Source organism: Methylobacterium sp. E-012 (genome assembly GCF_057836545.1).
In genome coordinates, this window is sequence record NZ_JBYQEY010000001.1 from 5,271,832 (window position 1) to 5,284,772 (window position 12,941).

At 70.1% G+C, this 12,941-nt stretch carries 14 protein-coding genes; 6 read left to right on the forward strand and 8 right to left on the reverse strand.

Annotated features, from left to right (window positions below; translation table 11 throughout):
* Window positions 1-9 precede the first annotated feature (9 nt).
* A complete protein-coding gene (locus tag AC3IF1_RS25220; protein WP_489219830.1) occupies window positions 10-1,332 on the reverse strand; it encodes an HlyC/CorC family transporter in 1,323 nt (440 codons plus the stop codon).
* Window positions 1,333-1,392: 60 nt separating this feature from the next.
* Entirely contained in the window at window positions 1,393-2,871 is a 1,479-nt protein-coding gene (locus AC3IF1_RS25225; protein WP_489219831.1) for a hypothetical protein, read from the reverse strand.
* A 287-nt stretch (window positions 2,872-3,158) separates the two neighbouring features.
* On the opposite strand from AC3IF1_RS25225, the gene AC3IF1_RS25230 reads away from it, so the two are divergent.
* From AC3IF1_RS25230 to AC3IF1_RS25250, 5 genes are all read left to right on the forward strand, one after another.
* Window positions 3,159-3,557 carry a DUF3775 domain-containing protein gene (locus AC3IF1_RS25230; protein WP_243972176.1) on the forward strand — a complete coding sequence of 133 codons (399 nt, stop codon included), beginning with the start codon at window positions 3,159-3,161 and terminating at the stop codon, window positions 3,555-3,557.
* 10 nt (window positions 3,558-3,567) lie between these two features.
* Complete coding sequence (locus tag AC3IF1_RS25235) at window positions 3,568-4,857, forward strand: App1 family protein phosphatidate phosphatase (protein WP_489219832.1); 1,290 nt, start codon at window positions 3,568-3,570, stop codon at window positions 4,855-4,857.
* A 209-nt stretch (window positions 4,858-5,066) separates the two neighbouring features.
* Window positions 5,067-5,324, forward strand: coding sequence for a hypothetical protein (locus AC3IF1_RS25240; protein WP_243972180.1), 258 nt, complete (start codon window positions 5,067-5,069; stop codon window positions 5,322-5,324).
* Window positions 5,325-5,470: 146 nt separating this feature from the next.
* Window positions 5,471-7,672 carry a primosomal protein N' gene (locus AC3IF1_RS25245; protein WP_489219833.1) on the forward strand — a complete coding sequence of 734 codons (2,202 nt, stop codon included), beginning with the start codon at window positions 5,471-5,473 and terminating at the stop codon, window positions 7,670-7,672.
* 77 nt (window positions 7,673-7,749) lie between these two features.
* On the forward strand, window positions 7,750-8,112 hold the full coding sequence (locus AC3IF1_RS25250; RefSeq protein ID WP_243972184.1) for a SpoIIAA family protein: 363 nt from the start codon (window positions 7,750-7,752) through the stop codon (window positions 8,110-8,112).
* A 58-nt stretch (window positions 8,113-8,170) separates the two neighbouring features.
* Here the strand turns inward: AC3IF1_RS25250 and AC3IF1_RS25255 are convergent, their stop codons facing one another.
* The 6 genes from AC3IF1_RS25255 to AC3IF1_RS25280 form a co-directional block, all read right to left on the reverse strand.
* Window positions 8,171-8,560: a hypothetical protein gene (locus AC3IF1_RS25255; RefSeq protein ID WP_489219834.1), complete on the reverse strand. Its 390-nt coding sequence runs from the start codon at window positions 8,558-8,560 to the stop codon at window positions 8,171-8,173.
* A gap of 385 nt (window positions 8,561-8,945) precedes the next feature.
* Window positions 8,946-9,152, reverse strand: a complete 207-nt coding sequence (locus tag AC3IF1_RS25260) for a Trm112 family protein (protein WP_243972187.1) — start codon at window positions 9,150-9,152, stop codon at window positions 8,946-8,948.
* 12 nt (window positions 9,153-9,164) lie between these two features.
* Window positions 9,165-9,830 (reverse strand): LON peptidase substrate-binding domain-containing protein, encoded by a 666-nt coding sequence (locus AC3IF1_RS25265; protein ID WP_489219835.1) that lies wholly within the window; start codon window positions 9,828-9,830, stop codon window positions 9,165-9,167.
* 49 nt (window positions 9,831-9,879) lie between these two features.
* The gene (gene trxA, locus AC3IF1_RS25270) at window positions 9,880-10,794 is read right to left on the reverse strand and encodes a thioredoxin (RefSeq protein ID WP_489219836.1); all 915 of its coding nucleotides are present in this window, start codon (window positions 10,792-10,794) and stop codon (window positions 9,880-9,882) included.
* 71 nt (window positions 10,795-10,865) lie between these two features.
* Window positions 10,866-11,333: a hypothetical protein gene (locus AC3IF1_RS25275; RefSeq protein WP_243972194.1), complete on the reverse strand. Its 468-nt coding sequence runs from the start codon at window positions 11,331-11,333 to the stop codon at window positions 10,866-10,868.
* 124 nt (window positions 11,334-11,457) lie between these two features.
* Window positions 11,458-12,441, reverse strand: a complete 984-nt coding sequence (locus AC3IF1_RS25280; RefSeq protein WP_489219837.1) for a glutathione S-transferase family protein — start codon at window positions 12,439-12,441, stop codon at window positions 11,458-11,460.
* 274 nt (window positions 12,442-12,715) lie between these two features.
* On the opposite strand from AC3IF1_RS25280, the gene AC3IF1_RS25285 reads away from it, so the two are divergent.
* Window positions 12,716-12,940, forward strand: a complete 225-nt coding sequence (locus AC3IF1_RS25285; protein ID WP_243972198.1) for a hypothetical protein — start codon at window positions 12,716-12,718, stop codon at window positions 12,938-12,940.
* The last annotated feature ends 1 nt before the right edge of the window (window position 12,941 follow it).

Consider the following 12,941-nt stretch of genomic DNA (forward strand, 5'->3'; position numbering starts at 1 on the left):
ACGCCGGGCTCACACCGCGTCGCGTTGCGCCTCGGCCGGCCCGCTCGCCTGCACCCCCGTCGCAGTCAGCGGCGTGATCCGCAGCGTCGTGATCCGGTTCTTGGTCTTCCGGATCACCTGGAACCGGAAGCCGTGGAAATTGAAGGCGGTGCCCTGGTCGGGGATGGTCCGTGCCTCGTGGATGACGAGGCCCGCGATGGTGGTGGCCTCCTCGTCCGGCAGGTTCCAGTCCATGGCCCGGTTCAGGTCGCGGATCGGGACGCCGCCGTCGACGTTCACCGAACCGTCGCCCTGCGGCCGCACGCCGGAGACCGTGACGTCGTGCTCGTCGGCGATCTCGCCGACGATCTCCTCCAGGATGTCCTCCAGGGTCACGAGGCCCATGACCTCGCCGTACTCGTCGACCACAAGCGCGAAGTGGGTCTTCTTGGTCAGGAACGCCTTGAGCTGGGCGCGCAGCGAGGTCGTGCCCGGCACGAACCACGTCTCGAGCGCCAGCGCCTCGACCTTAAGGCCCGAGGCGTCCCCCCCCGCGGCGTCGAGCGCCCGGAGCAGATCCTTGGCGTGGAGCACGCCGACGATGTTCTCCGGTGTCCCCCGCCACAGGGGCATGCGCGTATAGGGCGAGGACAGCACCGCCCGCACGATGTCCTCGGAGGGCTGATCGGCGTCGATCGCCCGCATCTTGGTGCGGTGGACCATCACGTCGGACACCGACAGGTCCGACAGGTCGAGCAGGCCGCCGAGCATGTCGCGCTCGGCCTTGGCGACGCCGCCCTCCCGGTGCATCAGCGCCACCTGGCCGCGCAGCTCCTCGGCGGCAGTGAGGATCGACTGGTGCTCGCCGATGGTCACGCCGAACGGCTTCAGCATCAGCCGCACGAGGTGCTCGATCGCGATGGCGGCCGGGCCCATGATCGCCACCGCGAAGGCCACGGGCCGGGCGGTGAGCAGGGCCGCCTTGTCTGGCTTGGAGATGGCGAGCGTCTTCGGCAGCACCTCGGCGAAGACGATGACCAGCACCGACATGCCGACCGTGGCGTAGATCACGCCGTTCTTGCCGAACAGGGCCGTGAGCACGCTGGTGGTGAAGGCCGAGGCGCCGATCGCGACGATGTTGTAGCCGATCAGCATCGCGCCGATGAAGCGCTCGCGAATCGCCAGGATGCGGTTGACGATGGCGGCGCGCGGGTCGCCCGCCTGTTCCAGGGCGTGCATCCGGGCCCGGGAGGCAGCCGTGAAGGCGGTCTCGGCACCCGCGAAGAAGGCCGAGAGCAGCAGCGAGATCACCACGATGCTCGCGGCGAACCACAGGTCGATATGGGTGTCCATCGGTTCCAAGAGGCACGACTCGTGCGGCGGGAAGGCCGCCCATATAGCGGGTCGCGCAGCTTATTGCGCGCCGATCCGGCGCACCGTCCACGTCGCCCAGTAGACCGGCCGGCCGTAGAGGCTCGATGTGTCGCGTCCGGAGGCGGTGGGCGCCAGCCGGTCGAGCCAGGTCAGGAACCCGGCCTTGCCGGGGTAGATCGACGGCGTGTCGAGGTTGCCCTGCGCATCCGTCATCCAGAAATGGGCGCTCCGGTCATAGCGGCCGCTGCCGTCGCCGCCCGAGCGCAGGCCGAGATAGGCCGGCGAGCGGCCGGCCTCCACCGGATCCGCGTAGAGCGTGAGGGCACCGATCCCGTCGAGGTTCATGTCGGTGGTGTATTGCAGGCAGATATCGGCCACGGGACCGCCCGGCGCGTTGGCAGGCCGCTGGCAGGTATAGGACACCGCCCAGCGCTGCATCCCCTTGGCCCGCGCCACCCGCACGAGGCTCCCCGGCGGCAGCGGCCCGGCAAGCTTTCGGGCCGTGGACCACACCTTCGGGCCCGACAGGTCCTGCGCGGTGCGCAGGTAGAGCGCCGTACGCCGCTTCTCGGGGGCGAGGCCGCAATCCTCGGGCAGCACGTCGGTGTAGACGTAGTGGTAGGTGTGATCGACGACGCTGATCGATCCGGCGAGCCCGTGCGTCTCGAAGGCCGGCGCCGTGCAGGCGGACGCCACCGGCTTGCCGGCCTCGTCGATCACCGCCGCGGGATTGGGCGGCTCCCTCCGGCCTGAACCGGGGGCGAACGGGGTCCAGGCGAGGCCGTAGCCATCGGCGGAGCGGGTGCGAATCTCGAAGCTCTGGAAGTCGAGGGTGCGGGCCTCGATCTGTACCCGGCGCCGGACATCGGCCGGTCCGTCGGCGGGATCGTCCCGGTCGGACGTCCGGCGGCCGCGGCGGCCCTGCGTCTGCGTGTCGGAGTCGTCGGCCACCGCGACCCGTTCCTGTCCGAGCAGGAACACGTAGCTGTAGGCCTCGCCGGCCCAGTCGCGCCCCGCGACCGCGATCGGGTCGCGCGGGCCGATCCCCTCGGCGGCCGGCGTCGGCTCGGACCAGCCGCGGGACCGCCCGCGCACCTCGGGCAGATCGACCCAGAACCGGTCGGCCGTGGGCGGCAGCGTCGTCACCAGGGCCTCGAAGGTCCGGCCGGTGCGCAGCGAACCGCCGTCCCGGCTGTCCGTGGCGCGCCGCTCCGGACAGGGCTCGTCCCGGCGGGATGCGATCGGAGTCTGACCCTGGAACAGAGTCTGGATCGGACCGGGCGCCTCAGTGCGGGGGAGCCGCAGGATCTGGACGCCGCGCACGAAGGCGCAGGGTGCTGGCGCGATCAGCACGCCCTCGGCCTCCGAGCCGTCCCGGCAGATCTCCAGCCCACCACCCCCGGTAACGAAGCAGCTCGGCGCGCCGCTTTCCATGCCGGCGGGACGCGCCGCGACGATGCCCGGCGCGATCAGCGCGGACACCACCAGCGCCCCGAGCCCCCCGAAGATCGGGATCAACGCGCGCCACGCGGCGGCGCGCCTGAACCTGCCATCATCGACTTGGGAGTGAACGGTATCGGCAAGCGATATTCGGGCCGTCTTCTGAGAAACCACGTCTATCGCCAGCATCGATCCGATCGTCGAAAAAGTTTTCCCGGCTCTAACCCACGGACGTCGGGCCGGGAAGTGGCGCGGACCACGCATGCGGCCTTCGATGGGGATGGGGCGAACCCGTCGCCCGCTCGCCCGTTGTCGCGGCTCGAGGGCCCGGCGGGCCCGACCCATTCACGTCCGGAGATCAGCGCATGGATATCCCCGTCGAGACCGTCACCGACATCGTCATGCGGTTGCGGGCGATCGAGGTGAAGGAGGGCGACACCGATCCGGATTCGGGTTCGAACCCGATCGACGACGGCTCCACCGACGTCCTCGTCGCCGGCACCGACGATGCGACGGAATCCGAGGTGCGCGGCGTGATCGCCGGGCTCGACGACGATTCCCGCGCGGAGTTGCTGGCCCTGCTCTATGTCGGGCGCGGCGACATGGAGCCGGAGGAGTGGGGCGAGGCGGTGCGCTTCGCCCGCGAGCGCGAGGCCGCCGGCGAAGGTGCCATGAAGGAACTGCTCGGCTCGCCCGATGCCGGAGACCTGCTGGAAGAGGGTTTGGACGCGATGGGGCTGAGCCCCGAGCTTCCGCAAGCCTGAACGGCCCGCCATGGCCTCGCGCGCAGGCAGGGGCGTCGCCAAGGCGCTGCGGATTCTCGTCCGCCCGGTCCGCCGCGCCCAGGGTCATGGCGGCAAGGGCCGCGGCGGGCTCGTGGTCGAGCCCTACCGCGGCTACGGCTCCCGGGATGCGATCTTCCTGATCGGCCGGGTCTTCCGGCAATCCCCCGGGATCCCGGGGGAGGATCCGGACTCGCTGCGGGCACAGTGGCGCGATCTGCGTCGCCGCATCGCCCGGCGGACGGTCGCCGGGGCAGTGGTGACCGCCGCGTTCGGCGGCGACCGGGCTCGCGTCGAGACCGACCGCGACGGTTACTTCCGCGTGCACCTGCACCCACAGGACGTTCCGAACGATCGCGGCCGCTGGCATCCGGTCGACCTCGTCCTTGAAGGACAACCGGCGATCCCCGCCGAGGGCGCGGTGTTCATCCCTCCGGACGGCTGCCGCTGCGTCGTGGTCAGCGACATCGACGACACGGTCATGCGCACCGGCGTCGCCAACAAGCTGAAGATGCTGTGGCGGCTGTTCGTGGAGGATGCCGAGAGCCGGGTCGCCTTCCCCGGGGTCGCCGCCCTGTACCGGGCGCTCCACGCGGGCGCCGGCGGCGCCGAGGGCAACCCGATGCTCTACGTCTCCCGCGCGCCCTGGGGCCTCTACGAGATGCTGTCGGAGTTCTTCCAGCGTCACGGCATTCCGGTGGGACCGGTGCTGTTCCTGCGGGAATGGGGGCTGTCCTGGACGCACCCGCTGCCGCGTCGCGCCACGGACCACAAGCAGGCGCTGATCCGCCACATGCTCGCCCTCTACCGGGACTTGCCCTTCGTGCTGATCGGCGACAGCGGCCAGCACGATCCGGAAGTCTATGCGCAGATCGTCGAGGAGAATCCCGGGCGGGTGCTCGCGGTCTACATCCGCAACGTGTCCCGCGATGCCGCCCGGGTCGAGGAGATCGTGCGGCTGGCAGGCGCAGTCGCACGGGCGGGATCGAGCCTGGTCCTGGCCGCCGACAGTGTCGCCATGGCCGAGCACGCGGCCGCCATCGGCCTGATCGCCCCCGATACCGTGGCGGGGGTTGCCGACGAGCACGCCGCCGATGCGGAAACCGGGCCCCGGCGGGAGACCGCCCGGATCACGCCGGTGCCGTCGGGCACCGGCGGATCAGCCGGGGCGGCGATCGAGCCGGAGACCCTCGCGGACGCCCTGGCCGGAGAAGGCGCCGTACCGACAACGGTGGTGGTCGAGCCGGAGAACCCAGCCGGCCTACCCGGCATCAGGAGCTGATTGCGGGCCGGACGGCCCACCCGCAGAGGTGCTTCCCGGACGCGTCTGCAACCCGCTGAGCGAATAGGAACCCGGTTGTATCGGACCGGCGGCCTCACGAGATGTTGCAATGCAGCACTTCGGCGAACGCGCTTCACATCCCGGCCGCGGTCCCTAGCTTCCGCCGCTGTCGCGCCGGTCCCCGCTTACGGAGAGTCTGGAGCTCATTCGTGCAAACCTACACCCTGGCCATTTCCGACGGCGTCCTGTTCGCCTGCCTCCCCGACGAGGCCGACATCGCCTCCGCCATCACGGAGGCGACGGCCGTCAGCTACGGCTTCGGCCTGAATCTCGACATCGTCCGCGGCGCGACCCTCACGAATGCCGCGGGGCCCGACGATGAAGTCGTCTGGCAGGAGAGTCCCGACAGCGAACTGCTCGATGCGCAGGGCCGCCGCTACCGCTACGCCGTCCGCCGCACCTGCTGATTCCGCCCAGGCGAGGGCCCATCCGGGGATGATGGGGTTGCTGCTCGCCGCTCCGGGTCCCCGGCCTGCGCCGTCGCTGAAGCGGCGGGTCTTTTTCGCGCGGCTTATGGTACGGACCCGGAACGGAGCCGCCCGAAAAGCCCTGCATGCCCTTCGTCGCCGAGATCCTGATCCCGCTCGCCCTCGATACGCCCTACAGCTACGTGGTGCCGACGGGGCTCGACCTCGCCGCCGGCGACGTGGTCCAGGTGCCGCTGGGCCCGCGCGAGATCGTCGGTGTCGTGTGGGGGCTGACCGAGACCGCGGGCGGCTCGAATTTGCGGCCGGTGACGGGCCGTTTCCCGGTAGCGCCCCTCTCGGAGCCGCTGCGCAGCCTGGTCGACTGGATCGCCCGCTACACGCTGGCGCCGAAGGGCTCGGCGCTTGCTATGGTGCTGCGCCTGCCGGACGAAGCCGCCGCGACCGAGACCGCGCGAGTCGCGGTACGCCTCACCGACAAGCCCCCCACCCGGGCCACCCCCGCCCGCACCAAGGTGCTGGCGGTCGCCGCCGATGGCGCGCTGCGCGGCAAGAGTGCGCTCGCCAAGGAGGCCGGGGTCTCGCTTTCGGTGGTCGACGGGCTGATCGACGATGGCGTTCTGGCGACCGTCGCGGTCGAGCCCGAGCCGGTCGCACCGCGGCCCGATCCGGACTTTCCCCGGACGCCCCTCTCCCCCGCCCAGGCGGAGGCCGTCACGGCCCTGCTGGAGGGATTTCCGTGGCATCGGCCGTCCGATGAGGCGGCGGCGTCCGATGCCGTCGACACCAAACCGGTGCTGCTCGAAGGCGTCACCGGCTCGGGCAAGACCGAGGTCTATTTCGAGGCGGTCGCCGCCTGCATCCGGGCCGGGCGGCAGGCGTTGATCCTGATGCCCGAGATCGCCCTAACGGCGCAGTTCCTCGACCGTTTCGCCGCCCGGTTCGGGGTGCGCCCGGCGGCGTGGCATTCCGGCATCGGCGGCAAGCGGCGCGAGCGGCTCCGGGCCGCGGTGGCCGAGGGCGCGGCGCTGGTCGTGGTCGGGGCGCGCTCGGCCCTGTTCCTGCCCTTCGCCCGCCTCGGCCTGATCGTGGTCGATGAGGAGCACGAGACCGCCTACAAGCAGGAGGACGGCGTTCATTACCACGCCCGCGACATGGCGGTGGTGCGCGGCCGCCTCGAAGGCTGCCCGGTGGTGCTGACCTCGGCGACGCCCGCCATCGAGACCCGCGTGAACGCGGCGCGCGGGCGCTACCGGCACGTCCTGCTCCCGGAGCGGTTCGGAGGCCGGCGCATGCCCGACATCGCGGCGATCGACATGCGCAAGGACCAGCCCGAGCGCGGCCGCTTCCTCAGCCCGCCGCTCGTCAACGCGGTGAAGCACACCCTGGAGCGGGGCGAGCAGGCGCTGCTGTTCCTCAACCGCCGCGGCTACGCGCCGCTCACCCTGTGCCGCGCCTGCGGCCACCGCTACCAGTGCCGGAACTGCTCGACCTGGCTCGTGGAGCACCGCTTCCGCCGGGCCCTCGTCTGCCACCAGTGCGGCTACGCCGAGCGGCGTCCGGAGGCCTGCGCCGAGTGCGGCACCTTCGACAACCTCACCGCCTGCGGCCCCGGCGTCGAGCGGATCGCCGAGGAGGCCGCCGACGTGTTTCCGGGCCGGCGCATCGTCGTCCTGTCGAGCGATTTCCCCGGCGGTGCCGAGCGCCTGCGTCAGGAACTCGACGCCGTGGCGGCCGGGGAATGCGACCTCGTGATCGGCACGCAGCTCGTGGCCAAGGGCCACAACTTTCCCTTCCTGACTCTGGTCGGCGTCCTCGACGCCGATATCGGCCTGACCTCGGGCGATCCTCGGGCGGCGGAGCGCACCTTCCAGTTGCTCCAGCAGGTGACCGGCCGGGCCGGTCGCGGCGACAAGCCCGGCCGGGCGCTCGTCCAGACCTACCAGCCCGATCATCCGGTGATCGCGGCCCTGCTGTCGGGGGATGCCGAGCGCTTCTACGCGGAGGAGATCCAGGCCCGGGAGGCGGCCGGCCTGCCGCCCTTCGGCCGGCTCGCCGCCCTGATCGTCTCGGCCAACGATCGCGCGGTCGCGGAGGCGCACGGGCAGGCGCTGGCCCGGGCCGCCGAGCCGCCCGATGGGGTCATGGTCCTCGGGCCCGCCGAGGCGCCGCTGGCCCTGATCCGGGGGCGCTACCGCTTCCGGCTGCTGGTCAAGACCGAGCGCAACGTCGACCTCCAGGGCTATCTCCGGGCCTGGCTCGCCCGGGGGCCGAAGGTGCGCGGCAACGTTCGAGTCGCCATCGATGTCGACCCGCAGAGCTTTTTGTAGGACACTGAAGCCACGGGCGGCGAACCCCGCGCCTGAGAGCGGCGACGGGGCGCGGGCGGTTCCCGGAGGAGCGATCAGTGCTGACTTATACCAAGACGCCGGATTCGAACGTCGCCGAGATCGTGGTCGACGGCAAGATCTCCGACGAGGAGATGAACGCGGCGATGACGGCCATGAAGGCCGACCTCGACAAGGGCGGCAAGATCAAGCTGCTCGAGGATATCCGCGCCTTCGAGGGCATGGAGCCGGCGGCCTTCTTCAAGGACCCGCGATTCGGCTTCTCGATGATGAAGAGCGTCAGCCACGTCGCCCTGGTGACGGACGCCCCCTGGCTGAAGGCCCTGGCCGAGACGTTCAACTTCGTCTCGCCGACGCAGATCAAGGTGTTCGAGCGCGCCCGCCTGAACGAGGCGCGCAGCTGGCTCGCAGCGGCGGCCTAAGACCTGGTCCCGAAGGGTGACGGTCGCGCTTCGGGAGCATCGACGATCTCAGGCGCCGTCACTCCACCTCCGCGGTGCGGGTGTCGCTGCGCCGGGCGGTCCAGCGTCCGGCGCAGAGGGACGAGACCTTCCAGGTTCCGGCGCCGCTGCCGCCCTGGAGCCGTCCGGTCCCGGTGCCGCTCGCGGTGCCGTTGTTGACGGTGAGCCCGACAAGGCCGTCCGCGCTGACATGGCCGTTCACCCGGGCGCCGGCGCCCCCTGAGACGAGCTGTACCTGTCCCTCACGGATGGCGAGGGCGTAGGAATAGCGGGCGCTGCACAGGCCGCTATCCGTGACCAGCTCCACCGCCCAGGTCCCGTTGTGGCTGCTCGGCTCCGCCTCTGCGGGTACGCCGATCATGAGGGACAGGCCAGTGGCAATGGCCGCAACGGCGGTTAAATTGATCATCTGGAGCAATCTCTGAGCAATGCAAATTCTGCACGCCGCGGCGCGCAGAAGTAGAATCGTTGATCAAGGATGACCCTGGGCTGAACGCGGGACGCGGCAAGAGTATGGCCGGCGACGATGCCCGGCGTGATCAGATCCTACAGACCTGGTTGGCCGGATCTTTCACCTGCGGCGAAGTGATGCGTGCCCTATCGTGTCAGACGGTGCTGATTTGACTGCGCTCAGTCGCTCAGAGGTATGGGTTGCGAGAAACAGTGTCGCAGGTCCCCGCCCCGAAGGATCTGCCGGATTGACAGATCGGGTTTGGGCTCACCCCCCGTCGCGGGGTATGGCAGTCCAAACCTGCCACGCGTCTCTGTTCCCCCGGCAGACCCCCGACCGGCCGTCAATCCGTGAGCGGCCGGGCCTCCTCCGGCAGCATGATCGGGATGCCGTCGCGGATCGGATAGGCGAGCTTGGCGGAGCGGCTGATCAGCTCCTGACGGGCGGAATCGTATTCCAGCGTTTCCTTGGTCAGCGGACAGACCAGGATCTCGAGGAGCTTCGGATCCACCCGGGTCGCCTCCACGGGGGTGGTGAGGTCGTTGGACATCGCGCGCGCACCCTATTGCATCGTCGATTCGGGGCCCGAACCCCGAACCATTTCCATCTGCGTGACCGCGATCAGGATCTCCGCCCGGGTCTTGAGGTCCGGGGCTTCGAGCATCGCCTGCTTCTCGCGGACGCCGAACGGGCTCATCATGCAGAGCGCGTTGACCAGCGCCTCGTCGGGCGCCTCGTCGATCCCCGCCCAATCCACCTTGAGGTCGTTCGACTCCACGAAGTCGCGCAGGGCCTTGAGCACGCCGTCGCGGTCGACATGCTCCTCGCCCGCCCGCGGCGCGAAGTCCACCGCGAAGGTGTCATAGGAGACGTGGCAGCGCCGATAGAGGCTGGTCGAGGTGAGCTCGCTCTCGATCCGGAAACGGCTGATCCCGGTGAGCGAGACCAGATAACGGCCATCGCCGGTCTCGGCATATTGCGTGATCCGGCCGGCACAGCCAACGCGGTAGAGCTTCGGGCTCGCCGCACCCGACCCCTCCGGATCGGGCTGGATCATGCCGATGATCCGATCGGTCCGCATGGCGTCGTCGATCATCGCCACATAGCGGGGCTCGAAGATGTTCAGCGGCATCTGCCCACGGGGCAGAAGCAATGCCCCCGAGAGGGGGAAGACCGGGATCACCGCGGGACAATCCGCCGGGCCCTTGTAGCTCGCATGGGTGCTCATGGCGCCTCGCAGAGGGGCGGACGGATAGGCGTGAGCGCGAGCCGGCGCCTCACGAGAAGAGAAGGGCCGAGAGCTTGCGCCGTCCGCGGATGGTGTCGGGATCCATCACGCCCCAGGCCTCGAAGAACTGCAGAAGCTGCTTGCGCGCGCCGTCGTCATTCCAGGCGCTGTCGCGCTTGCGCAGCTCGATCAGGTGATCGACCGCTTGGCCGCGCTCCCCCGCGGCGGCAAGGGCCAGGGCGAGGTCGAACCGCGCCTGATGGGCATCAGGATCGCCGTCGACCTGCCGCTGCAAGCCCGCCAGATCGCCCAGCGAGGCGGCCTGCTCCGCGAGGTCCAGGGCGGCGCGGATGCCGGCGAGAGCCGGATCGGCGGCCTTCGCCTCGGGGACCATCGCCATCACCCGCTTGGCGTTCTCGATCTCGCCGGCGTCCAGCTGCATCTTGGCGAGGCCGGCCAGCGCCGGGACGTTGTCGGGCTGCTGCTCCAGGATCGCGGCGTAGATCTCGGAGGCGCCGGCGAGGTCACCCTCCTCGATCATGGCTGCGGCATCGGCCAGGGCGGCCTCGATCGGATCCTGCATCGGACCGGCCACGCGCCCGATCAGTTCCTTGATCTGGCTCTCGGGCACCGCACCCATGAAGCCGTCGACCGGTTGGCCCTTCTGGAAGACGATGACCGCCGGGATCGACTGGATGCCGAGCTGGCCCGCAATCGAGGGGTGTTCGTCGATGTTCATCTTCACCAGGGCGACGGCGCCCGCGGCCTCCTGGACGACCTTTTCCAGCACCGGCGTCAATTGCTTGCAGGGCCCGCACCAGGGCGCCCAGAAGTCGACGAGCACCGGACGGTGCATCGACTCGGCGATCACATCCTGGCGGAAGCTCGCGGTGGTCGTGTCCTTGATCAGGGAGCCTGTGTCGACGGCCGGGGCGCCGCCCCCGGCGAGGATATCGTTGAGCATCGGTTTGGCTTCGGAACCTTTTTGCTGGAGCCGCTTAAATGGGGCTTGCGAGGCCGTCTGACCAGTCCGGCTCAGCGCGGTGCCGGGGCGGCCGGCGCCCCCGCCGCGGCCCGAGCCACGGTCACGAAAGTCCCCGCGAAGGGTCGCCCATCCGCCGCGCTGGCCTCGCAGGTGATCGCCGTGCGGCCCGGTTCCGGCGTCGAGAATCGGCAGGCGCCGATCGCCAGGGTCGGCGCGGCGTCCGTGCCGGTGGTGACGACATTGATCGGCTGCAGCGGATCGGTCTCCTCGGTGGCCTCCTGCTGGGCGCCGTTGCCGCTGAAGCTGAGGGTCCGACCGTCCGAGGTGGAGAAATCGAAGCTAGTGCGGTTGCGGCTCACCGCGTTCGTCAGGACATTCCGGCAGGAGGCGCTGAGATCCTGCGTCCCGATCACGAGCTTCTCACAGGTGCCGTCCAGGCGCAGAGCCGCCTGGGCGCGCGCCGCGGAGGGCAGGGTAACGAGGGCGCAGAGCAGGGCGAGGCGCAGGCGGTTCGTCATGGCGTGTCGGACATCCTCCGGTTGAAGGCCGACTTAGAGCACGCGGCGCCGAAGGGGATACCGTTTCAGCGCCGCGCGCGCGTCAAATCCGGGATCCGGGCGTCGTGCCGCGGCGGTCGTGGGCTCACGCCCGCGCGCCGAACCGCAGGACCCGATCGTTCGGGGCGGAAAAGTCGAGGTCCGGCCCGAGCGGCACGATCCCGGTCGGGTTGATGGTCGGATGACTCTCGTAATAGTGCCGCTTGATATGTGTGAGGTCGACGGTCGCCGCGACGCCCGGGAGCGCGTAGAGATCGCGCAAATAGTTCGAGAGGTTCGGGTAATCGGCGATCCGGCGCCGGTTGCACTTGAAATGGCCGACATAGACGGCGTCGAACCGCACCAGGGTGGTGAACAGGCGGATATCCGCCTCGGTGAGCCGGTCGCCGCAAAGGTAACGGGTCCGGCCGAGGCGATCGTCGAGGGCGTCGAGTTCCGCGAACAGGGCCTCGAAGGCGCCGGCATAGGCGTCCTGCGTGGTGGCGAAACCCGCCTTGTAGACGCCGTTGTTCACCCGGTCGTAGACGCGGGCGTTCACCGCATCGATCTCGGCGCGCAGGTCCTCGGGGTACAGGTCAGGCCCCGTGCCGCCGAAGGCGCCGTTCATCATTCTCAAAATCTCGGCCGATTCGTTCGACACGATGGTGGCCCGCTGGCGGTCCCACAGCACCGGCACGGTGACGCGGCCGGTATAGGACGGGTCCGCCGCCAGATAGACCTCGTAGAGGCGCCGGGCGCCGTGGATCGGGTCCGGCGTCGCACCCGGCGTATCACCGAACACCCACCCCTCCGATCCCATATGCGGATCGACCACCGATACGGTGATCGCCGCCTCCAGGCCCTTCAGGGCACGCCCGATCAGGGTGCGGTGGGCCCAGGGGCAGGCCAGGGAGACGTAGAGGTGGTAGCGGCCCGGCTCAGCGCGGAAACCGCCCGCCCCCGAAGGGCCCGGGGCGCCGTCGGCGGTGACCCAATTGCGGAAGGCCGAGGCCTTCCGCTCGAAACGGCCACCCGTGGCGGCGGTGTCGTACCACTGATCGCGCCAGACGCCGTCTACCAGGAGTCCCATCGTCGTATCCCGTCCCACCAGTCCAGCGCCAAGGCCGGTCCCGTTCCAGATGGGACGCCCGTCGCCCGGGGGAAGTCGCCCGGCGCCGGGGCTCCGAGCACGTGCCCGACGCCCGCCCGGTGCGTGCCCCCCGGCCCGCGAGTTCAGCGCAAGGCAGGCTTGCATCGGCCCTTCTGTTGCAGTGCAGCAAAATGCGGCATCTCTCCCGCGTCCGTCCGCCAGCGCCGGTCAGATCGGCCACAGGGCTTTGCGGGACGTCGATGGAGGTGGAGTGATGTCGTTCGCGCTGGTGCCCGTTGCCGAGGCGGCCCTGTTCACGTTCGGATGCCTGTTGATTCACGCTCTGAGGCGGCACGCGGACGTGGTCACGGCCACGCTCGCCTGCCTCGCGACCCTCCTCGTCCTCATGATCGGGATCGCCTGCGCGCCGGAATCCTTCGCCAAGTACCAGGCCGCCGGCATCAACGACTTCGCCCGGATGGATACGGCGATCTACTGAT

What these genes read in the sequence shown, in the direction of transcription:
- AC3IF1_RS25220 (WP_489219830.1), bottom strand. Translation starts at nt 1,332, where the DNA reads ATGGACACCCATATCGACCTGTGGTTCGCCGCGAGCATCGTGGTGATC.
- AC3IF1_RS25230 (WP_243972176.1), top strand. Translation starts at nt 3,159, where the DNA reads ATGGATATCCCCGTCGAGACCGTCACCGACATCGTCATGCGGTTGCGG.
- AC3IF1_RS25235 (WP_489219832.1), top strand. Translation starts at nt 3,568, where the DNA reads ATGGCCTCGCGCGCAGGCAGGGGCGTCGCCAAGGCGCTGCGGATTCTC.
- AC3IF1_RS25245 (WP_489219833.1), top strand. Translation starts at nt 5,471, where the DNA reads ATGCCCTTCGTCGCCGAGATCCTGATCCCGCTCGCCCTCGATACGCCC.
- AC3IF1_RS25255 (WP_489219834.1), bottom strand. Translation starts at nt 8,560, where the DNA reads ATGATCAATTTAACCGCCGTTGCGGCCATTGCCACTGGCCTGTCCCTC.
- AC3IF1_RS25260 (WP_243972187.1), bottom strand. Translation starts at nt 9,152, where the DNA reads ATGTCCAACGACCTCACCACCCCCGTGGAGGCGACCCGGGTGGATCCG.
- AC3IF1_RS25265 (WP_489219835.1), bottom strand. Translation starts at nt 9,830, where the DNA reads ATGAGCACCCATGCGAGCTACAAGGGCCCGGCGGATTGTCCCGCGGTG.
- trxA (WP_489219836.1), bottom strand. Translation starts at nt 10,794, where the DNA reads ATGCTCAACGATATCCTCGCCGGGGGCGGCGCCCCGGCCGTCGACACA.
- AC3IF1_RS25275 (WP_243972194.1), bottom strand. Translation starts at nt 11,333, where the DNA reads ATGACGAACCGCCTGCGCCTCGCCCTGCTCTGCGCCCTCGTTACCCTG.
- AC3IF1_RS25280 (WP_489219837.1), bottom strand. Translation starts at nt 12,441, where the DNA reads ATGGGACTCCTGGTAGACGGCGTCTGGCGCGATCAGTGGTACGACACC.
- AC3IF1_RS25285 (WP_243972198.1), top strand. Translation starts at nt 12,716, where the DNA reads ATGTCGTTCGCGCTGGTGCCCGTTGCCGAGGCGGCCCTGTTCACGTTC.